Here is a 21,383-nt window from a genome sequence, read left to right as displayed (position 1 = left end):
ACATGTTGAAAAAAGAGTGGAAACAATTATTTTCAAAACCTTTACTACTCGGAACTATGATTGTAATGATGTTTATACCGATTATTTATAGTGGTTTTTTCCTCGGCTCTTCGTGGGATCCATACGGCAAGACAGATCGCTTACCAGTAGCGGTGGTAAATGAAGATGTGCCGGCAGACTATGAAGAGGAAACCTTATCTATTGGGGATGAATTGGTCGAAAACTTAAAAGAAAATGACGCACTCCATTGGTATTTCACGGATGCAAAAGAAGCTGAGCAAGGAATGGAAGATGGCAAGTATTTTATGATACTTACCATTCCAAAAGATTTTTCAGCTAATGCAGCATCTGTTATGAACGAGCAACCAACACCAATGAATTTACAGTATGAAACCAATCCTGGCCGCGGATTTTTTATCGAATCGGTAAGCAAACAAGCAACAGCTAATATAAAAGAAGAAATTGCTGAAAGTGTGACTAAAGAATACGTAAAAGCGGTATTCGCTCAAATTGAAACAATAGGCGAAGGAATGGAGGAGGCCGCTGACGGGGCGGAGCAAATCGATTCTGGAACTGTGCAATTGCAAGAAGGAACTGCCGACTTAGTTGCAGGACTGGGAACTCTTTCAGAAGGAAGTTTGAGTTTTCAAGAAGGCGCAGAGAAATTAGAGGTTGGTGTGAGTCAGTTTGCAGCCGGAACAACCGAACTAAACGAAGGGGCAAACTTTTTAAACAAAGGAATTATTTCGTATACAGCGGGTGTAGGCAAATTGCAAACCGGTATAAATGGGCTAGCTGAAGGAACTGCAGAATTAACCAATAAAGGTCCACAGCTTGTGAAAGGTTCTCAAAAACTGACAGAAGGTCTTAGTTCACTTGTCCCTGGAGCTGAACAATTAAACCAAGGGCTTTGGAAAACCCAAGATGGCAGTGCACAGTTAACGGAAGGACTACGCGAGTTACAGGCGCAAACAAGCCAACTAACAAATAGCTCTTCTGGTATACAACAATTGGTGTCTGGACAAGCAGCTTTAGGAGATGGGCTTTCAAAACTTTCTTTCGGTAGTTTAACTCTTCAAGAAGGACTTGGCTTGCTAGAAGGTCAACTTCCTTCAGCAGATCAAATAACGAGTTTGCAGCAAGGATTAACAGCAATTCAAGAAAGTACAAACCAATTAAATGACGCTGTCTCTATAGGCGATACACCAGGTGTATCGCAAATTCAAGCTAATTTGGCAGCAGCACAGCAAGCTATTAATGATCTTCAAGGAACATCTTCACAAACCACGATTACTGCTTTAGAAGCAACACCAACTTTTAATAGTTTAACGCCAGAACAACAAGCTGAACTAACTGGAGCAGTTAGCGGAAGTATAGAAAGCCAATCAGCCACTCAGCAAGAAACTGTTGAGAAGCTAAAAGGAAGTTTGGCAGCAATATCAGCTAATCTCAATGAGCAACTAGTTCCCGCATTTCAAACTCTTGGGTCATTGCCAGAGAAAGTGGCTGAATTGAATAGTGTGGTAGCGAAAGTAAATCCAGCGGCGTCATCAGCACTTGGTGGCTATTCAACCGTTCAAAATACACTTTCCACACAACTTATTCCAGGTGCAAAAAATTTGCATGCTGGATCAGAAAAAGCTGTAGAAGCAAATGAAAAACTTCAAGTTGGAGTAGATAAAACAGCTGATAATTTACCAAAACTTGCAGCGGCAGTTGATCGCTTAGCACAAGGAAGTTCCTCTTTAACTGAAGGGGTATCATCGCTTGCTTCAGGTTCACAAGGACTTGTGGAAGGGGCTAATTCACTCCAACAAGGTTCTGAAGAATTGCAGCAAGGAACCGTTGCTTATACAGCCGGAGTATCAGAAGCGGCACAAGGTGCAGGTCAACTGCAACAAGGAACCGCAGAACTTGCTGCAAACTCCGACAAACTAAACTCGGGTTCTGCTGACTTGGCAACGGGTACTGACCGTCTAACAAAAGGCGTTCAAGCATTGTCAGGCGGAGCAGGTGAACTTGCAGGAGGAGCTGCTGAATTGCACGATGGTGCCAGCAAACTTGAGGACGGTTCAGGAGAATTGGGAAATGGCATTGGAGAACTTGAGGAAGGGGCCGCCGAATTAGCTGGCAAACTTTCAGATGGAGCTGAAGAAGTTGGGGATGCTTTAGTATCCGATGCGAATTACGATATGATTGCCGCACCTGCAACAACAACCGAGAGTAAAAAAAGTGAAGTGCCTAACTATGGTCATGCGTTGGCACCTTATATTTTATCACTTGCCCTTTTTGTTGGTGCTTTGTCGTTTAATTTAGTATTTCCAATAAATGCTCCAGCAGGACGACCAACCTCGGGGTTCGCTTGGTGGCTCAGCAAATTCTCACTTGGGTTTATCCAAGCGACTGCCGCCGCATTAATTGTGGATGCGATTATGTTGTTTGGCTTTCATCTTCAAGTAGAACACGTGGGTGAGTTTATTATAGTCTCTATTGTTACTTCGCTTACTTATATGTTCTTAATTATGTTTTTAAGTATTACTTTTGGAAATCCAGGACGCTTTGTTGCCATGATTATTCTGGTTCTTCAATTAGGTTCGAGTGGCGGGACGTTCCCGGTCGAATTGACAAACAAATTCTTCCAAAGTGTTCATGATTTTGTTCCGATGAGCTATGCAATTTTAGGCTTCCGAGAAGCCATGTCTTCGGCATATGGGACCGAGACCTTACTAATGAGTCTGTCAGTACTTGGTGCTTTCATCTTCGTCTTCAATGTACTGTTGTGGGGCGTCTTGAGTTTAAGAAGCCACAAAGCTTTTAAATTAGCAGAAGAAAATTAATAAAAAAATTGTATAGAAATTTATACATCACAAACTGTAGCTAGCTCTTATTACTCGAGTTAGCTACAGTTTTTTATTTTAAAAGAGGACTTTTCAATAAGAAAACGAAAATAAGATGTGGGACGAAAATTGGATAAGTTTTCTAAACGCATTTTGTTAGGAGGTAACACAAATGCCATATATTCAAACAAGTCGATTGACCCTAGTAACATTTACGACGGAATTGATGCAAGCAGCGATTATTGACCAGTTAGAATTAGCCCAAATAACACCTTATAAAGTGGCTGCTGGATATCCATCTGAAGAATACAAAAAAATCATTCCGTACAAAATTAAGCGCTATAGCGAATATCCATGGGAAAATGAATGGGAAGGAATTATTATCCATAACGCTTCTCAGACAATAATGGGGGACATGGGCTTTAGACGAAAAGACGGAGATCAAGATCAGTTGGAATTAGGGTACAGTATTGCACCGACCTATCAAGGAAATGGATATGCAACTGAAATGGCAAAAGCAATGGTAAAGTGGGGGTTAAAACAGCAAGAGATTAAAAAAATTGTAGCAAGCTGTGATCCTAGCAATATCGCTTCAGTACGAGTGCTAGAGAAAGCCGGACTCAAACAGATTAAAGAACATAACAACAAAATTCACTGGACAACTTAACCCTATAAGTTAACAGCCGTTGCCTGATTGAGTATGAGGCAACGGCTGTTGATCTAAATAAGTTAGTTAACAGATGGGGAGTTCGCCTCTTTTTCCACAAAAGCAGCAAATTCATCTCCCCAGTTACAAATAGAAGTAACGACTGGCTCTAGCTGAAGACCCATATCACTTAGTTGATACTCGACTTTTGGTGGGACCACTGGATAAACAAATCGTTTGATGAGTTTATCTTCTTCTAGTTCTCTCAATTGTCGAATAAGCATACGCTGATTGGCTTGAGGTAATTTTTTTTGAATTTCACTTAGTCTTAGTGGAGACTCTTGCAATAAACACCAAATAACGGCTATTTTCCACCGCCCGCCGATTGCTGATAAGGCCAAGTCTTTGCCAGAGAAATAAGTTTTATCTTTATATTGAATTTCCAAGTATTTCACTCCTTTACGTAAATCATAACCCATAGTGACAAAAACGTCAGTATTGTTTAATGCATTTTTCTATGTGAACATGGGTATAGACGAAAGTAAAACAAAAAGAAAGTAGGAATATAAAAATGAAAAGTAAAGCAGCAGTTGCATTTAAAGCAGGAGAACCCCTTCAAATCGTAGAAATCGACGTAGAGGAACCAAAAGCAAAAGAAGTCATGGTCAAAATTTTATATACATCAGTTTGTCATACTGATGCGTTCACGTTATCGGGTGATGACCCAGAAGGTGTTTTCCCAGCCGTATTAGGCCACGAGGGCGGCGGAGTTGTCGTCTCAGTTGGAGAAGGCGTAACATCTGTAAACCCAGGAGATCACGTAATTCCGCTTTACACAGCTGAATGTGGCGAGTGCAAATTCTGTTTGTCTGGTAAAACGAATCTGTGTAGTGCCGTACGTGAAACACAAGGAAAAGGTTTAATGACTGATGGCACAACTCGTTTTTCTTATAACGGCGAACCCGTTTATCATTATATGGGCACTAGTACATTTAGTGAATATACGGTAGTTAACGAAGTAAGCTTGGCAAAAGTCGATGAAGACGCACCGTTAGATAAAGTTTGTTTACTTGGTTGTGGCGTTACAACTGGGATGGGCGCAGTGAAAAACACTGCCAAAGTTGAAGAAGGTGCAGTAGCTGCCGTATTTGGAGTAGGCGCAATTGGTTTAGCAGTTGTTCAAGGACTTGTTAAAGCAAATGCTAGTCGTATCATTGTAATTGATTTGAACGAAGATAAATTTGAATTGGCGAAAAAAATGGGCGCAACTGATTTTATCAACCCATCGAAATTTGATAAGCCAATTCAAGAAGTGATTGTGGAAATGACCGATGGCGGCGTAGACTACAGCTTTGAGTGTATTGGAAATGTTGACGTCATGCGTTCAGCTCTTGAATGTTGTCATAAAGGATGGGGCGAGAGCATTATCCTAGGTGTTGCGGGTGCCGGAAAAGAAATTAGCACGCGACCATTTCAACTAGTCACTGGACGCGTATGGCGCGGATCGGCATTTGGCGGTGTAAAAGGTCGTACCGAATTACCAGGAATGGTTAAAGATTTTATGAATGGTGATATTGATTTAGAATCATTCATCACGCATCAACTAGATTTCCAAGATATCAACAAAGCGTTTGAACTTTTGCATAAAGGTGAATCGATTCGCACAATTTTAACTTACGGAGAGTGAAATGATGAATCTCAATATTAGTGAAACGAAAATTGCTTTTGGTGGCGAACAACGTAAATACACACATTACTCAGAAGCCTTACAGTGCGATATGACGTTTAGTATCTACTTGCCATCTACTAATGAACAACAAAAAATTCCACTCGTTTGGTGGTTATCAGGCCTCACTTGTACAGATGATAATTTTAGTCAAAAAAGTGGGTTTCAGCGATTAGCAGATCACCATCAAGTAGCAGTTATAATTCCTGATACTTCTCCTCGAGGAGAAAATGTGGCGGATGACGCTGCATATGACCTTGGACAAGGTGCAGGCTTTTATGTAGACGCTACTGAAAAACCATGGTCTGAGCATTATAAAATGTATACCTATATAACAGAGGAATTAGCGGAAATTGCCACTTCTTTAGTGCCTAATTTCTCAGGGAAAGAAAGCATTATGGGGCACTCGATGGGTGGCCACGGAGCTTTAGTAATTGGCTTGAAAAATGCAAAACGTTTCAAAGCCATTTCTGCATTTTCTCCTATTTTGAACCCTATTCAAACTCCTTGGGGCAAGAAAGCTTTCTCGACTTATTTAGGTGAAGACCAAGAATCTTGGAAATCGTGGGACGCTTCAGAACTGATTAAAAAAACGAATGCACCCCCAATTATGATTTCACAAGGAACAAAAGATGGTTTTTATCCAGAGCAGCTAGAAGAGTCGACATTTTTGAAAAATGCTAAAGAATATAACCAGTCGGTAGAGTATATAAAACACGATGGTTATGATCATAGCTATTTCTTTATCTCGACATTTTTAGATGACCATTTTGCTTTTCACGTGAAGCACTTAAAATGATACTCATTTTAAAATAAGTTCTAAAAGGGGACATCCCTACATTTCAAGCAAATGTAGGGATGTCCCATTACTTTGAAATTCTTGAAATAACTTGTTTTTGAGAACAATTTAAAAGTATAGGCAATAAAAAAGAACTTCTACCAAGAGTCATGTATAATCGGCTTATATTGTGTTATAAAACTTGGAATTAACCGGGAAACAAAGTCCGAACACATGTAAATTTAAAGGTTGTGATAATGTGGATATTAAAAAATTATTAGAAAACGATCGAGTAAAGCCCTATGTATTAAAAGCCCGTTATGGTCTTGAAAAAGAAGGACAACGAGTTGATTTGACAGGGAAGCTGGTTAACACAGATCACCCAGCAACCATTTCAAAGAGCGATGATCATCCGTATATAAAACGGGATTTTGCAGAAACACAAATGGAGTTAGTCACACCTGTTACAGATACGTTAAAAGAGCTATTTGACTATTTAGAGTCGATTCATGAAGTAGCTTACCGTTCATTGGATAAAAACGAAATGATTTGGCCATTGAGTATGCCTCCAGAACTACCTGAAAAAGAAGAAGACATTATCATTGCTAAATTAGCAGATGCTGAAAGTGTTCGGTACCGTCATTCGTTAGCAGAATCGTATGGTCGACGTAAACAGATGATAAGTGGAATTCATTATAATTTTGAATTTAGTGAGGAACTGCTTCACGCTTTGTTCGCTGCACAGTCTGAAATTGCAGAATATCATTTGTTTAAAACAGAAATCTACATGAAACTGACGAGAAACTATTTGCATTACCGCTGGTTAATTACTTATTTGTATGGTGCATCACCTAGTAGTGAAAAGAACTTCTTTGAAGACAACTCTTTAGTAGAACCGGTGAGAAGCATTAGAAGCAGTAAGTTCGGTTATGTAAATCGGGAGAATGTTCAAGTTTCTTATAGCAGCTTGAAAAAATACATCTCAGATATTTCTGCACTCGTAGAAAAAGATGTGTTAGTTGAAGAAAAAGAGTTTTACTCAGCTGTTCGTTTACGAGGCGGCAGTCAAGTTGCAGATTTAGAAGAGCGTGGGATTGGCTATATCGAGTTAAGAAATATCGATATTAATCCTTTTGATAAAAATGGAATCAGCTATGAGCAAGCAGAATTTCTGAATCTATTTATGGTTTATCTACTATGGAAAGATGAAAGTGCTCATCATGACGAGTGGGTAAAAGAAGGAGAACTTACGAATGAAAAAGTAGCGCTTGAGCATCCACTAAAGCCCACTCAGTTTAAAGCAGAAGCTGAAACGATTTTAGATGAAATGGAACAATTGGTGGAAACTTTAGGTTTATCTGTTTCAGATAAGCTACTTGTCACTGAAAGAGACATGTTGGATGATCCGAGTAAAACGATAGCTGGAAAACTTTATAAAGAAAGCCAGCAAAGCAGTCAAAGTCAATTAGCAGTAAACATTGCAAAAGAATATTATGAAAAAGCATGGGATATGCCTTACCAATTAACGGCATTTACAGACATGGAGTTGTCTACACAACTATTAATGTTCGATGCAATTCAACTTGGTATTCAAGTAGAAATTATCGATCGACAAGATCAATTTTTGAAACTGAAGTTGAAGGACCGTATTGAATACGTTAAAAACGGCAATATGACGAGTAAAGATAGTTATATCGCTAGCTTAATCATGGAAAACAAAACCGTGACTAAAAAAATTCTTCAAAAACGAGGGTTCCGTGTACCTTTAGGTGATGAATTTAATCATATTGAAGAAGCTCTACAGTCATATGCTTTATTCGCTAGTAAAGCTTTTGTTGTAAAACCAAAATCAACAAATTATGGTCTTGGCATATCAATCTTCAAAGATGGTGCAGCATATGAAGATTATGAACAAGCTTTAAAAATTGCTTTTAAAGAAGATTCTTCTGTGTTAATTGAAGAGTTTTTGTCAGGTACAGAATATCGCTTTTTTGTTATTAACGATAAAGTAGAAGCCGTTATGGCTCGAGTTCCTGCAAACGTAACAGGAGATGGAAAAAAGACGGTCGAAGAGTTAGTCGCTGAAAAAAATGAAGATCCATTAAGAGGGAAAGATCACCGGACGCCACTTGAAAAAATTCAATTAGGCGAACTCGAAATTTTAATGTTAAAAGGTCAAGGTAAGCAAATAGACTCGATTCCGAAAAAAGGCGAAGTTTTGTATTTGCGTGAAAACTCTAATGTGAGTACGGGTGGGGACTCAATTGATGTGACCGACCAAATTCGCGAAGATTACAAAATTATCGCAGTTGAATCAGTTGCTGCGCTTGGTGCAAAGATTAGTGGACTTGACTTAATCATAGAGGACATTGAAGTACCTGCTTCAAATGACAAAGCATATGGAATTATTGAAGCAAACTTTAATCCTTCTATGTACATGCATGTTTTCCCGTATAAAGGGAAATCCCGACGTCTAACGATGAATTTGCTCTACTATTTATTCCCTGAGCTCGGTAAAATGAATTAAAAATTATAGAGGACACCGGTAAACTACCGGTGTCCTCTATTTATTGTGGGAATCTAATCGTTCACTAGTTAACTTGAAGTAATAACACCAGGATTATTCAAATGCGACATTATGTTGAACTTGATCTTGGTTTGTCCAAACGATTGTTGTACCAGGAGCAACAGTGATGGTTTCTTCGCCAAATTCATAATCTGCAATATCAACTTCGATATTATCCATGGCTTCTGCACCGTCTTCTACTAGTACCGTCATTTGCATAACAGGATGTGGCTCACAGAAAACCGAAAACTCACCAGTTTCGTTAAAGACAAAACTTGTCGTTTCCCCATTAGATAAAAGATTCGATGCTGTTCCGCTCTTTGCTTCCGGTGCGTTTTCTACTACGGGTTCTTCTGCCGTTTCTTCTGCAGGTTCTTCAGTCGTAGCTTCTTCTTCGGTCGTTGTTTCTTCTTCAGTCGCAGCTTCTTCGGTCGTTGTTTCTTCTTCGGTCGTTGTTTCTTCTTCAGTTGTCGTTTCTTCTGCAGTGTTTTCTTGTTCTTCAGCCATAGGTTCTGTTGATTCCTCAGCTACCGGTTGTTCTTGTCCACAAGCTGCTAGTGATAAGACACCAGCGGCAAGGATAAAGCTAAATTTTTTGTTAATCATTATATTTCCTCCTCGTTTTTTGTTCTTGTTAATAGAACGCAAGAAGATGAAGAATAGATTACTTTTATGTAAAAAAACTTAAGATATTGGCTTTCTTCTATATAAAGAGAGAAAAAAGATTAATCATCTATGTTAGTTTATCAAGCAAAAAAGAATTTTAATTTAATTTCAAAAAAAGTGATCTAAAGTTAAACCCGTTGCGTTATGCCTGTATAACGAAAAAAAAGAAAAAAGGGAGCGATTTTAGATGAAATTAAACAAAGTACTTTTAGCCGTACCACTTAGTCTAGCATTATTGGTACCAACGGCGGCACTTGCCGACAGCCACGGAGGCCATTCTACAGCGAGTGAAGCATCTATGGAAATGGCGACCGCAACACCTGCAGGGGAATTGCGCATTGCACTGGATACAACTTTAACGGAGCATGCGTTCCTTGCAATCGAAGCAATGCGTAAAGGCGTCGACGGCGCAGAAGATTTTGACCAAGCAGCGGGCGCGTTACTTGCGAACGCCGATGACTTATCTGCCGCAGTTGGTTCGGTTTACGGCGACGAAGGCGCTGCGCAATTTGACGAAGTATGGAAGTCACACATTGGCTATTTCGTCGATTACGTAACAGCTACCGCTGAAGACAACCAAGAAGGCAAAGACCAAGCGTTAGCGGAACTGGAAAAATACAAAGTCGAACAATCGAAATTCTTTGACTCGGCAACAGGCGGCTTACTGCCAGCGGCAGCGGTTCAAGAAGGACTGGACATGCACGTTGATCAGTTGATCAACGCGTTTGACGCATACGTTGCCGGCGATTTCGAAACAGCATACTCATTAGAGCGTGAAGCAATTCACCACATGAGCATGTTCGCAGAAAGCTTGTCAGTGGCGATCACAACACAGTTCCCAGACAAGTTCGACAACACAAGTGCCGATACACCAGCGATTGATTTGCGTGCCACGTTGAACCAAACGTTCACTGAACACGCTGGACTTGCCGTGATGGCCATGCAAGACGGTGCCGATGGCGCAGAAAGCTTTGACCAAGCAGCGGGCGCGTTACTCGCGAACGCCGATGACTTGTCAGCGGCCGTTGGATCCGTTTACGGCGAAGAAGCCGGTGCACAGTTTGAAGAAACATGGAAGTCACACATTGGCTACTTTGTGGATTACGTAACAGCAACCGGTGAAGGCAACAAAGAAGGACAAGAACAAGCCCGTGCCGAGCTGGATCAGTATATCTTAGACCAAGCGGCATTCTTAGACGCAGCAACTGAAGGACGCGTACCAGCGGATGCACTTGAAGAAGGCTTAACTGCCCATGTTGGGCAACTACTAGGCGCATTTGATTCGTACGTAGCAGGCGACTTTGACGCAGCGTACAGCTCAATTCGCGAAGCGTATGCACATATGCAAATGCCAGCAGCCGGCTTGTCAGCGGCCATCGTCGATCAATTCCCAGATCAATTTAACGCAACGGAAATGCCATCTGAAATGCCAAAAACAGGCATGGGCGGCATGGCCGATCAAAACTCATTCCCAATCTTGTGGGTTCTTGTAGGCTTGATGTTAGCTACATTGACAACGGTAGTAGCGGTTCGTACACGTAAACAGTAAATAGCTACAATCTTTAGAGTATAGAGAAAAGGGTGTTGGAATGATTTCATTCCAACACCCTTTTTATGTGTAAATATAGGTTACTGTTTTGATTAAAAAAGCGCCATTCTAAACGTCTTAACGACTTTTAGAATGGCGCTTTTGGCTAACTTATTTTATTTTTTTTAGTTCGTCTACAACTGTTGAAGGTTCTACACGGTCTCTGTAATCTGATTTCGTGTAGCCATATGCAATCGTTCCATCTGTATCAATAATATATGTCGCAGATACAGGAAGTTTCCATGAATCTTCACCATTATATTGATCAACATTTAGGCCGCTACTTTTATAAATCTCTACCAAGTATTCTGGTAATTGGTAAACCAAGTTGAATTGGTTAGCTACTTCGTTGTTTTCATCACTTAAAACGATATATTCCAAGTCGTGCTTTTCTTGAATCGACATAGATTGATCTGGTGTTTGTGGGCTAATCGCAATCAATTCAGCATTTTGGCCGTGAATTTCCCCGATAATTTGTTGGTAAGCACGTAGTTCCATATTGCAGTAAGGGCACCAGTTTCCACGATAAAACGTTAGAACGACAGGTCCTTGTTTTAACTGTTCGTATAATTCAACGGTTTCGCCTGTAGCATTTGGTAAGTTGAAGTTTGGCGATTTTTCGCCTGTTTTTAACCCCTTGCCTTGGTCAGAGGCTTCTAATTCGTCAATTGCATTTTGCATCTTCTCTTGCGCTTCAACAGGCTTGTTTTTCTTAAAGTTCTCGATATATTCCTGAATTTCTTCTCTCATGTTTGTAGTCATTAATAAAAACTCCTTTTCAAAATAAAATAGTTTACTTTAGTTGCATATTAATTTATGAGTGCATTTTTTATTTAGATATGTTTTTGAGCAGTCGCAAGAATTTCTTCTTTTGGTTGGAAGCCTACAGTTTGCTCCATCAATTCGCCATTTTTAAAGAAAAGAAGTGTTGGAATGCTCATCACACCAAATTTTTGTGCGGTTTCTTGGTTGTCATCGATGTCTACTTGGATCACGCTTATGTTGTTGTGCTGATCTTCGTTGATTTCTTGTAACGCAGGAGCGATCATTTTGCAGGGAGCACACCATGCTGCACCAAGCTCTGCAATTACAAAACCTTCTTTCGTTTCATCGACAAATGTTGAATCTGTAACGTCTTTAATAGACATAGTATCTCTCCTTTTAATTGGTTTCTAACCGCTTTAATAAATCAAGTGGTTAGAAACAAACTTTACGATATGTTATGATGGAAGTCAATCATTCAGTCTTAAGGAGAAATGATCATGACAATAACCAATGAAAATTATTATTCATATGTAAGTGACTATTTATTTATAAATTTTTTAAATACGATTAATATCAAAAAGATAGCGGTAACAGATTTTCTGGAAGAAGAAAATGGATTAGAAGATTGGCTATCGTATATGGCGAAACAAGGCATCTTGAATTCCCAACAAGTAGAGCAACTTAAAATGTCTCCGATTGATGCGAAGAAGATGAAAGCGTTTCGTGAGGAGTGGCGAAGTGACTTTGAGAGATCAGGAGAGTCACAAAACGCTTTTGAATCATTAGCTATGTATACAAAACAAGCGCCTTTGTCTTTCGATGCTTTCCTTAAGCCCATTCCAAGTAAGGGCGGAACAGAAGGGCTTCTTGCCATTTTGTCGTTTGAAATGCTTCTAGCCTATCAAAGTGGTATTTTTGAGAAACTAAAAAAATGTGATAGTTCCGTTTGCTATGCGTTTTTTATAGACACCAGTGGTAAGCGCAAATGGTGCTCTATGGAAGTTTGCGGAAATCGTGAAAAAGCAAGAAGACATTACGCTAAAAAACTCAATTCATAACAATCGATAAAAGACAAAGTGCATTTTCAAATGCCTTTGTCTTTTTTTACATTTAACTGAAAACTTTTCTGTTTACAAATAGCGTTAAGAAGTATAAACTAAAGAAAAGTTTCCTGAGGGAAAAACATTTTAAAAAAGAAAATAAATGGCGGAGGGGAAGTAACATGGTTCCTGCACTTAAATTACAAAATGTTCACGTCTCCTATTACGGTAGAACCGCAATTGAGGGAATAGACTTAACACTCGAGCAAGGAAACGTACTTGGCATTATTGGTCCTAACGGTGCCGGGAAGTCTACGTTACTAAAAGCATTATTAAACCTAGTTTCTATCGATAAAGGAAGTATTGAAATTCTAGGCGAAACCTTAAAAGAAAACCGAAAAAAAATAGCTTACGTGCCACAACGTAACGAGTATGATTGGGATTTTCCCATTCACGTGCTAGACGCTGTTTTAATTGGTACTTATCCAAACTTAGGCATTTTCAAGCGTCCGAAGAAAAAAGACAAAGAATGGGCTTATGAATGCTTGAAAAAAGTAGGCATGGAAGAATTTGCTCATCGACAAATAGGGGAACTTTCCGGCGGGCAACAACAACGTGTTTTTCTTGCAAGAGCACTAGCGCAAAAAGCAGATATTTTCTTTTTGGATGAACCATTTGTTGGGATTGATATATCAAGTGAAGAAATGATTGTTAAATTATTAAAAGATTTGCGAGATCAAGGAAAAACCGTCGTTGTGGTTCATCACGATTTAAGTAAAGCACATGAGTATTTTGATGAATTGCTTCTATTGAATAAACACGTAATTCAGTTTGGAAATCCACAACAAGTTTTACGACCTGAAGTTATGCGGAAAGCATATGAAAGTGAATTATCTTTCTTGTATGAAGTTGGGGTGAACTGATTATGGCTTTTATCGAAGGGCTTATTGAATATGACTTTTTGCAAAAAGCGTTACTTACCTCGGTTATGGTAGGAATCATTTGCGGAGTCATCGGTTGTTTTATCATTTTAAGAGGAATGGCTTTAATGGGTGACGCGATTTCCCATGCGGTTTTACCAGGAGTGGCCATTTCTTATGCAATTGGCATCAATTTCTTCTTTGGTGCAGTATTTACAGGCGTGTTAACTGCAATTGGGATCGGCTTTGTTAGTCAAAACAGTCGGATCAAACAAGATACAGCAATTGGTATTATGTTTTCTGCAGCATTTGCGTTAGGGGTAATACTTATTACGGTTCTTGAAAGCAGTACCGATTTGTACCATATTTTGTTTGGTAATGTGTTAGCGGTAAGGCCATCAGATATGTGGATTACGCTTGGCATCGGGCTGACTGTTTTAATTTCTGTTTTTGTTTTTTACAAAGAACTTCTTGTAACCTCGTTTGATGAGACGATGGCAGAAGTTTATGGCCTTCCAGTGAGAATGATTCATTACTTTTTAATGACACTTCTGACGTTGGTGACAGTAGCTTCGCTTCAAACAGTCGGAATTATATTAGTAGTGGCGATGCTAATAACACCTGCTGCAACAGCATATTTACTGACGGATCGCCTATCAACGATGATTTTCCTATCGGCTACTATTGGGGTGAGTGCAGCTGTAATCGGCTTGTACTTTAGTTTCACTTACAACTTGGCATCAGGGGCTACTATCGTGCTTGCTGCGACGACGCTGTTTTTTATAGCCTTTGTGTTCTCGCCTAAGCAAGGCATGTTATGGCGGAAATTAAACGAAATGAAAAAAAGAGCCGCAACAAATTAATTTTTTAAAAAAAGGGAGAGTATTTATTTATGTTTAAAAAGCACAAAATGTTTATCTTTAGTATCGTCCTACTGTTTTTATTGGCAGGATGTTCAAGCAACGAAAGCGAAAATAACGAATCTACAGATGACAAACTACAAGTAGTTACAACTTACTCAATTCTTTATGATATTGTCAAAAATGTTGGGGGAGATCAAATTGACATTCATAGTTTAGCGCCAATTGGCTCTAATCCACATGAATATGAACCATTGCCATTAGATGTACAAAAAGCAACAGACGCAGATGTCGTTTTTTATAACGGGTTAAATTTAGAAGCAGGTAATTCATGGTTTGAGAAGTTAATGAATACTGCTGGGAAATCAGGAGATTCAGCACCTGTCTACAAAATGAGCGAAGGCGTAGAGCCGATGTATTTAACCACTGAAGGAAAAGAAGGCGAAGAAGATCCACATGCATGGTTAGATGTTCAAAATGGCATTAAATATGCGGAGAATGCAAGAGATGCATTTATAGAAGTAGATCCGGATCATAAAGAAGCATATGAAGAAAATGCACAAGCGTATATTAGTGAGTTAGAAGCACTTCATCAAAAGGCCATCGATCAATATAGCAAAATTCCAGAAGAAAAGCGGATTTTTGTAACAAGTGAAGGGGCATTTAAATATTTCAGTAAAGCTTATGATTTCCAAGCTGAGTACATTTGGGAAATCAACCAAGAAAACCAAGGAACACCGGATCAAATTACGCAAGTGCTTGATTTGATAAAAGAACAACAAATTCAAGGCTTGTTTTTAGAAACGAGTATTGATCCGCGCAGCATGGAAATGGTAGCAAGAGAAACGGGAATGGACATCAAAGGAAAAGTCTTTACCGATTCGATTGGGAAACCAGGTGAAGATGGCGATACGTATATCAAAATGATGGAATGGAATATTGATACGATATACAAAGGATTGACAGAGTAAAAAAAGAGTCAATATATAAATTTACATGAAAAAAGCCGGGTTTTATACCGGCTTTTTTGTTTATTGTAAATTCATAAACAGTATTTATGAACTTTGGAGCAACCTAGTTTCCTGAAGACTCATATTCTTTATCTGTTCCGTCAGCATACGTTACATCGATTTCTATAGATTCATAATCCGGTGCAATATCAAATACTTCTGTAACTTTGCTAATAACATCTTCATCAGACATATCCGGGGTCAATTCGAGTTGAGCTAAAAAAGGTTCGATCTTATCGAATGCATTATTACCTGACAGCATTTCTTCAGCAGAGGAATTTTCATACTCAGCCTCTACAAGGTCACGGTCTTCCTCATAAGAAACTTTTAATTTCTCTTCTGGATCCGTGTATTCAACTTCTAACTCGAACTCAGTAAAGCCGTAAACTTTACCCCCAATATTTTCATCCTCAAGACCTCCGCCAGGATTAGCATCCACAACACCTTCGTAATCCACAGCATCTTCTGTAACGGTATCTGTTACTTGGTCATCATTGCCACAAGCCCCTAGAGAAAATACAGCGGAGAAAAGAAGGCCTGTTGCAATTGCATTTTTTCTGATCATTATTTTCTCATCCTTTCTTTCTTCGATTATTAATGTTGTTTCCCGAATTTGAAAAAAATATGCTTTCAAGTGAAAATCGATATATATAATGACGAACAAAAAAGTAGATGTGATAACAATAAAGTATTAAAAGTTTAAATAGATACGTTTTTTATGAGTCCAAGCGGGTAAGTGAATAACAAGGCTCATAAAAATCCAGACGAAATGGAGGGATTCGAATGAGGCAATCACAGGTTTTAGCAAAATGGGGATTAACTTTCGTATTGTCTCTTGGTTTTCTAGCTGCTTGTAATGCAGGAGAAGAGCTAGAAAAAGAAGTAGAAGAGGAAGAACTAGAAGATGCGATAGAAGAAGACGTGATAGAACCCGTGGGTGAATTAGAAGAAGAAATCGATAATCAAGGCGTGGAAGATGCAGTAGAAGATGAAGACGTTCAAGCAGATGAGGAGTAAGATAGGATGACCAAATTGTATTTGGTTAAATAGATGTTTTAAGTTGTTTAACACTTCTGCGTATCGAGCTAATAACGTGACCATAAAGCAATAGAAGTGTTACAGATAAGTAAGTTATTTTGTTTATGAAGAAATAGTAGTACGAACCAACATTGGTTTGTTCTACTATTTTTTCACTATTTCTAAAGAAAGTATTTAAGTCAGAGTTCGAGGAGGGTTCCCCATTTCATTCGAATGGTTTAGCACAGTAAGCAACATTTTTGTTGTGATCAATGTAATGCTAGCTGTTTTTATTTTATTTTTTGAACGAAAAGCAGCGTCGTCTGCATGGGCGTGGATTTTAATATTATTTTTTATACCTATCGTGGGTTTTGTTTTATATTTGTTATTCGGTAAATCGTTACGACCAAAACGCTTAAATAGTACAGCTGTCTATGACAATAAAAAATTTAAAGAAAATCAAAAACGGCAACTTGATGAAATACAAGAAGGTAGTTTTCGCCCATCTTCAAAAACTATAGAAAAGTGGATAGATCTTATCCAAATGAATTTGTCTAGAACAGATGCCCCACTGTCAACAGCTACAGACATTCAAATTTTTAACGATGGCACTAAAAAATTTGATGCCTTGTTTGAAGATATTCGTATGGCAAAAGAACACATTCACCTGCAATATTTCATCTTAAATAACGACGATTTAGGTCGTCGGCTAGTTGGTTTGTTAACTGAAAAAGCGAAACAAGGCGTAAATGTACGTTTTTTATATGATGATCTCGGTTCTAAAAACTTGCCGAACGATTTTTTTGATGAGTTTCATAGTAATGGAGGAATAGCAGTTCCATTTTTGCCAGCACTGATGTCGAGTATTAATCCACGGCTGAACCATCGAAATCACCGTAAATTAGTAGTGGTAGATGGTGCGATTGGGTATATCGGTGGTTTTAACGTTGGTGATGAATATTTAGGGAAAAAAGAGTTCGGATATTGGCGAGATACTCACCTCCGTCTTGAAGGTAGTATCATTCATTCGCTTCAAAATCGATTTTTCATCGACTGGAATCAAGCAACTAAGAAATTCCCATTAAAGTTTGCTGAAAGTTTTTTCCCTGTTAAGGGTGAAGAAACAGGCACGGCAATGCAAGTGGTTGCTAGTGGCCCTTTAGAAACACATGAAGACATTAAAAATGGCTATTTGAAAATGATTTATCATGCTCGAGAAAGTATTTATTTACAAACACCTTATTTTATACCAGACAAGTCGATTATGGATGCACTAAGAACAGCTGCACTAGGCGGAGTTGATGTGCAAATTATGATTCCGCATCAAGCGGACCATATATTTGTTCACTCAGCTACACTATCGTTTGTGCGTGAATTGCTACGGGATGGAGTCAAAGTATATAGTTATAAAAATGGCTTCTTGCATGCCAAGACGCTAGTCGTTGATGGAGAATCTTATTCAGTGGGGTCGGCAAATATGGACATTCGCAGTTTTACATTAAATTTTGAAGTGAATGCATTTGTATACGATAAACAGTCAGCGCAGGAAATGGAGGATTTATTCTTTCGAGATAAAGAGCTTTCCGTTGAATTAACGGAAAAAACATTCAAGAATCAATCGTGGATCGAAAAAGTTAAACAAGATGTGGCGAAGTTAGTATCACCGATTTTATAAGGTGAACGGGAATAATAGAGGGAGAGGCTATTTTATGGTCTCTTCCTTTATTGCTTTTAATAGAGGAATGAGAAGAAATATATTTTGTTTAGAGGAGTTTATTGCTCATAAGGGAATTATAAAAGAGTGGAATAGAATCCAAAGCTCTACTAGAAAGAAGGGAAATCGATGAATAGCGAAACCGTAATGCAAGAACTTGAGGCATTAGGAAAAGAGCGAACGAAAAAAAATTATTTATCAAACGGTGCACGGGAACCTTTATTTGGTGTAACGACCGGCAGTATGAAGACAATCGCGAAGAAAATAAAAATAGATCAACAGCTGGCAGAACAATTGTATGCAACAGGCAACTACGATGCGATGTATTTTGCAGGGATTATCGCAGATCCAAAAGCTATGACCGCTGAGGACTTTAATCGCTGGATCGAGGACGCGTATTTTTATATGATCGCTGATTTTGTCGTTGCGGTAACTTTGTCAGAGTCTGATATTGCACAAGAAGTAGCCGATCAATGGATTGCGAGCGGAGAAGAATTGAAAATGTCGGCGGGATGGAGCTGCTATTGTTGGCTGCTGGGAAATCGTTCAGACGAAGAATTTTCCAGAAGTAAAATTTCAGACATGCTTGATACTGTGGAAAAGAACATACACAGTTCACCGCCACGCACCAAATCTTCAATGAATAATTTTTTATACACTGTCGGAATTTCTTTTCAACCATTAAATGATAAAGCAGTCGAAGTTTCAAAACGAGTCGGGATTGTAGAAATTGAACGGGATAATAAAAAAAATAGCCGTTTAAATGCCTATGAAAGCATTCAAACGGCTATGGAAAAAGGCAGATTGGGGTTTAAGCGAAAATATGTCAGGTGTTAAAAAGCTAATTTATTAAAGGGTTAGCTTTTTTCCTCTTTTTCAGAAACCTCCGCCATTAAAGCTGCTAGCAATTGAGCTTCTTGTTTTTCTTTTAATCTCAAATGAGCTTCTGTATAACGCGGATTGATCGAGCCGCTTCCGAGTCCTTCATTAATCATTTGATCTATGGCATTAAACCGTTCCAGAGCTGTTTGATGTTGTTCACTCATTTTTGGTCCCTCCTTATTCATATTTTGTGTGCAAACAGAATGGAAATTTCAGTTGGACCGACCAATAATCCCGATTAAGTAGTGAATCTATTCTCTATACATTATATCATATTTTTATAATTTTCTGATAAAATTAACAAACTGATTTAAGGTTTTTATCCAGGTAAAAAATCAAAACATCACGAATTCTTCAATTTATATCACTGCGCGTGTTATACTAAAGAACTTAGGGCAGATATAAGTTTGCTCTTTAGTGAACGGATGCCAAAAAGCCTCCGCTTACCGTTAGTATATGGAGGTGTAACAAAATGAACAAACGATGGACAATTAAAGAAATTAAAGCATTTGTTGAAAAAAATTCAGACAGCAAACTATTGTCGACTGAATATCATGGGTTTTCTCAAAAATTGCTCTTTAAATGCGCATGTGGGAATAACTTCGAAAAAACGTTTACAAAATTCAACACAAAAAACCAACGTAAATGTGACGTATGCCAACCACCAAAACCGCCACGTGGCAAATAATGAACGACTTAAGCACTGATTTCTTTTTGAAATCAGTGCTTTTTTATTTGGACACTATGTGCCTATGAAATAACAACGGCAGAAGTCTAGAAATAGTGTATACCAAGCAAAAGAATAAATGGTAAAGTTTAATAAATACCGATTTTGCATAGTATATTGAAGTTTAGGAGATGGGCTATGAAACAAAAAGTAGTAGTAACGATTGTAGTAATAAGCGTATTGATCGTTGGCGTTGTAGCAGCGTTAGTATTTCTTGGCAAAGACGAAACCGTTGTGATGGAAAAGTATGTGGAAACAACCAATGCAGTTTACGACATTTCGATTAATATGGATAGGGAAAATGATTTTCAAATACAAACAGCGATTGATGTGACAAACGATTCAACAGATGCTTGGGCAGATATCGGATTTTATTTGGTTCCCAATGCGATGAATGCTGAAGAGACAACGTCTTATGAAGATGATCGAGCACAAATTGAGGTTACTTCCATAACAGTTGATGGAAAAGAAGTATCTTATACTTTGGAGAACAATAAATTGCTAGTCGAACTGGAAACACCATTAGAATCTGGCTCTTTAGCAAATGTAGTGGTCGATTATTCAATGACCTTGCCACAAAACGGTATGCGCTTGTCTCAAGTAGATGACAACTATTACTTGGCTCATTGGTATCCTATGCTCGCACTATATCGAAACGGCTGGGATATTAACGATTATGATGCAAAAGGAGAGTCTTATAATACAGATTATGGAGACTTTACCGTAAGTTATGAGTTGCCCGAAGATTATTTAGTTGCGAGTTCTGGAAATGATGGCCCCATTAAAGCAACATCGAAGGGCACCGTAAAAGGAGACAACATTAAAGATTTTTACATGGCCATTATGGATCCTGATGAATGGGAATATGAAACGATTCAAGCTAATGACACTAAGTTGAATGTGTTTACTCGCGCCACACAAAATATATTAGAAGAAACTTCTTCACTCGCAGTTGATGCGTATCTCTATTTTGAAGTGGAAATTGGTGATAATCCATTTACAGGGCTTGATATTATTGCAAACGATGGCTATATGGAATATCCGAATATTATTGAAGTAGCTGCGGATGGGGAATCTCAAGAAATGGTGCTCGTTCATGAGATTGCTCATCAATGGTTTTATTATATAGTGACGAACGATCCGTATTATGAATCTTGGTTGGATGAAGGGTTGACCGAATTTAGTAGTTCGCTGTTTATTAGCGATTACTACGACGACGATGAGTATGGATTTTGGGGCGCTTCTACAGCGGAACAATATTCCCGTCCAGAAAAATACGTAAATTTGCCGCTCTCCAAGTTTACGGACGAATCGTATTATTCCACGATCTACGGCAAAGTTCCGATGGTGTTAAAAGAATATTTTGAAGAGCACGGTGGTAGAGATGGAGCACTTTTGTTTCTGTCCGCTTATTACAAGGAATTTCAATTCAAGCAAGTCAATACGCAAGAGTTTAAAACGTTTTTTGAAGAGTACTTCGAAGGCGACCAAAGTAAGTTTTTGAATAGCTGGCTGAAGTGAAATTTGAATTAGAGTAGAAGCTGCAGTTGCAGCTTCTTTTTTTATGCATTTTACTAGTTGGGTAAATTTTAAAGGATTTATTTGGGAAATGGTGAATAGTACCATATAGCATTTCACTTT

21 protein-coding genes are annotated in these 21,383 nt (G+C 38.6%); 15 read left to right on the top strand and 6 right to left on the bottom strand.

Features of this window, described 5'->3' with window-relative positions; genetic code table 11:
* Positions 1 to 2 precede the first annotated feature (2 nt).
* Both BCM40_RS09365 and BCM40_RS09360 read left to right on the top strand, forming a co-directional pair.
* A complete protein-coding gene (locus tag BCM40_RS09365) occupies positions 3 to 2,837 on the top strand; it encodes a YhgE/Pip family protein (RefSeq protein WP_238323779.1) in 2,835 nt (944 codons plus the stop codon).
* Between the two features lie 172 nt (positions 2,838 to 3,009).
* Positions 3,010 to 3,504 (top strand): GNAT family N-acetyltransferase, encoded by a 495-nt coding sequence (locus tag BCM40_RS09360; protein WP_065526148.1) that lies wholly within the window; start codon positions 3,010 to 3,012, stop codon positions 3,502 to 3,504.
* A 62-nt stretch (positions 3,505 to 3,566) separates the two neighbouring features.
* Here BCM40_RS09360 and BCM40_RS09355 read toward each other — a convergent pair whose 3' ends face one another.
* The gene (locus BCM40_RS09355) at positions 3,567 to 3,929 is read right to left on the bottom strand and encodes a winged helix-turn-helix transcriptional regulator (protein ID WP_008428659.1); all 363 of its coding nucleotides are present in this window, start codon (positions 3,927 to 3,929) and stop codon (positions 3,567 to 3,569) included.
* Positions 3,930 to 4,054: 125 nt separating this feature from the next.
* On the opposite strand from BCM40_RS09355, the gene BCM40_RS09350 reads away from it, so the two are divergent.
* The 3 genes from BCM40_RS09350 to gshAB all read left to right on the top strand — a co-directional run bounded on the left by BCM40_RS09350 (position 4,055) and on the right by gshAB (position 8,514).
* Entirely contained in the window at positions 4,055 to 5,170 is a 1,116-nt protein-coding gene (locus BCM40_RS09350) for an S-(hydroxymethyl)glutathione dehydrogenase/class III alcohol dehydrogenase (protein ID WP_065526149.1), read from the top strand.
* A gap of 4 nt (positions 5,171 to 5,174) precedes the next feature.
* Positions 5,175 to 6,008 (top strand): S-formylglutathione hydrolase, encoded by an 834-nt coding sequence (gene fghA, locus BCM40_RS09345; protein WP_065527700.1) that lies wholly within the window; start codon positions 5,175 to 5,177, stop codon positions 6,006 to 6,008.
* A 238-nt stretch (positions 6,009 to 6,246) separates the two neighbouring features.
* A complete protein-coding gene (gshAB, locus tag BCM40_RS09340) occupies positions 6,247 to 8,514 on the top strand; it encodes a bifunctional glutamate--cysteine ligase GshA/glutathione synthetase GshB (protein ID WP_065526150.1) in 2,268 nt (755 codons plus the stop codon).
* A 93-nt stretch (positions 8,515 to 8,607) separates the two neighbouring features.
* On the opposite strand, the gene BCM40_RS09335 is transcribed toward gshAB, so the two are convergent.
* Entirely contained in the window at positions 8,608 to 9,159 is a 552-nt protein-coding gene (locus BCM40_RS09335; protein ID WP_065526151.1) for a plastocyanin/azurin family copper-binding protein, read from the bottom strand.
* A gap of 247 nt (positions 9,160 to 9,406) precedes the next feature.
* Between BCM40_RS09335 and BCM40_RS09330 the strand changes: the two genes are divergently transcribed.
* Positions 9,407 to 10,768 carry a copper amine oxidase gene (locus tag BCM40_RS09330; protein WP_065526152.1) on the top strand — a complete coding sequence of 454 codons (1,362 nt, stop codon included), beginning with the start codon at positions 9,407 to 9,409 and terminating at the stop codon, positions 10,766 to 10,768.
* 150 nt (positions 10,769 to 10,918) lie between these two features.
* On the opposite strand, the gene BCM40_RS09325 is transcribed toward BCM40_RS09330, so the two are convergent.
* Positions 10,919 to 11,569 (bottom strand): peroxiredoxin-like family protein, encoded by a 651-nt coding sequence (locus BCM40_RS09325; protein ID WP_065526153.1) that lies wholly within the window; start codon positions 11,567 to 11,569, stop codon positions 10,919 to 10,921.
* 71 nt (positions 11,570 to 11,640) lie between these two features.
* Positions 11,641 to 11,955: a thioredoxin gene (gene trxA / locus BCM40_RS09320; RefSeq protein WP_065526154.1), complete on the bottom strand. Its 315-nt coding sequence runs from the start codon at positions 11,953 to 11,955 to the stop codon at positions 11,641 to 11,643.
* A 114-nt stretch (positions 11,956 to 12,069) separates the two neighbouring features.
* Between trxA and BCM40_RS09315 the strand changes: the two genes are divergently transcribed.
* The 4 genes from BCM40_RS09315 to BCM40_RS09300 all read left to right on the top strand — a co-directional run bounded on the left by BCM40_RS09315 (position 12,070) and on the right by BCM40_RS09300 (position 15,363).
* Entirely contained in the window at positions 12,070 to 12,630 is a 561-nt protein-coding gene (locus BCM40_RS09315; RefSeq protein WP_065526155.1) for a CGNR zinc finger domain-containing protein, read from the top strand.
* 164 nt (positions 12,631 to 12,794) lie between these two features.
* Complete coding sequence (locus BCM40_RS09310) at positions 12,795 to 13,535, top strand: metal ABC transporter ATP-binding protein (RefSeq protein WP_065526156.1); 741 nt, start codon at positions 12,795 to 12,797, stop codon at positions 13,533 to 13,535.
* A gap of 2 nt (positions 13,536 to 13,537) precedes the next feature.
* Complete coding sequence (locus tag BCM40_RS09305) at positions 13,538 to 14,395, top strand: metal ABC transporter permease (RefSeq protein ID WP_065526157.1); 858 nt, start codon at positions 13,538 to 13,540, stop codon at positions 14,393 to 14,395.
* A 29-nt stretch (positions 14,396 to 14,424) separates the two neighbouring features.
* A complete protein-coding gene (locus tag BCM40_RS09300) occupies positions 14,425 to 15,363 on the top strand; it encodes a metal ABC transporter substrate-binding protein (protein ID WP_065526158.1) in 939 nt (312 codons plus the stop codon).
* A gap of 103 nt (positions 15,364 to 15,466) precedes the next feature.
* On the opposite strand, the gene BCM40_RS09295 is transcribed toward BCM40_RS09300, so the two are convergent.
* Positions 15,467 to 15,967 (bottom strand): YusW family protein, encoded by a 501-nt coding sequence (locus BCM40_RS09295; RefSeq protein WP_065526159.1) that lies wholly within the window; start codon positions 15,965 to 15,967, stop codon positions 15,467 to 15,469.
* A gap of 218 nt (positions 15,968 to 16,185) precedes the next feature.
* Between BCM40_RS09295 and BCM40_RS09290 the strand changes: the two genes are divergently transcribed.
* The 3 genes from BCM40_RS09290 to BCM40_RS09280 all read left to right on the top strand — a co-directional run bounded on the left by BCM40_RS09290 (position 16,186) and on the right by BCM40_RS09280 (position 18,970).
* Positions 16,186 to 16,419 carry a hypothetical protein gene (locus BCM40_RS09290; RefSeq protein ID WP_065526160.1) on the top strand — a complete coding sequence of 78 codons (234 nt, stop codon included), beginning with the start codon at positions 16,186 to 16,188 and terminating at the stop codon, positions 16,417 to 16,419.
* A 223-nt stretch (positions 16,420 to 16,642) separates the two neighbouring features.
* The gene (gene cls, locus BCM40_RS09285) at positions 16,643 to 18,094 is read left to right on the top strand and encodes a cardiolipin synthase (protein ID WP_083394505.1); all 1,452 of its coding nucleotides are present in this window, start codon (positions 16,643 to 16,645) and stop codon (positions 18,092 to 18,094) included.
* A gap of 168 nt (positions 18,095 to 18,262) precedes the next feature.
* Positions 18,263 to 18,970, top strand: coding sequence for a DNA alkylation repair protein (locus tag BCM40_RS09280; protein WP_065526162.1), 708 nt, complete (start codon positions 18,263 to 18,265; stop codon positions 18,968 to 18,970).
* Between the two features lie 20 nt (positions 18,971 to 18,990).
* Here BCM40_RS09280 and BCM40_RS09275 read toward each other — a convergent pair whose 3' ends face one another.
* A complete protein-coding gene (locus BCM40_RS09275) occupies positions 18,991 to 19,179 on the bottom strand; it encodes a hypothetical protein (protein ID WP_065526163.1) in 189 nt (62 codons plus the stop codon).
* A gap of 308 nt (positions 19,180 to 19,487) precedes the next feature.
* Here BCM40_RS09275 and BCM40_RS09270 point away from each other — a divergent pair, with 308 nt between their 5' ends.
* Together BCM40_RS09270 and BCM40_RS09265 are read left to right on the top strand one after the other, a co-directional pair.
* Positions 19,488 to 19,703, top strand: a complete 216-nt coding sequence (locus BCM40_RS09270; RefSeq protein ID WP_065526164.1) for a hypothetical protein — start codon at positions 19,488 to 19,490, stop codon at positions 19,701 to 19,703.
* A 177-nt stretch (positions 19,704 to 19,880) separates the two neighbouring features.
* The gene (locus BCM40_RS09265) at positions 19,881 to 21,263 is read left to right on the top strand and encodes a M1 family metallopeptidase (RefSeq protein ID WP_065526165.1); all 1,383 of its coding nucleotides are present in this window, start codon (positions 19,881 to 19,883) and stop codon (positions 21,261 to 21,263) included.
* The last annotated feature ends 120 nt before the right edge of the window (positions 21,264 to 21,383 follow it).

Origin of the sequence: Planococcus donghaensis (genome assembly GCF_001687665.2) — a bacterium.
Taxonomy (GTDB): domain Bacteria; phylum Bacillota; class Bacilli; order Bacillales_A; family Planococcaceae; genus Planococcus; species Planococcus donghaensis.
The sequence above is the reverse complement of the archived record's forward strand: the minus strand, read 5'-3'. Positions and strand labels throughout refer to the sequence as shown.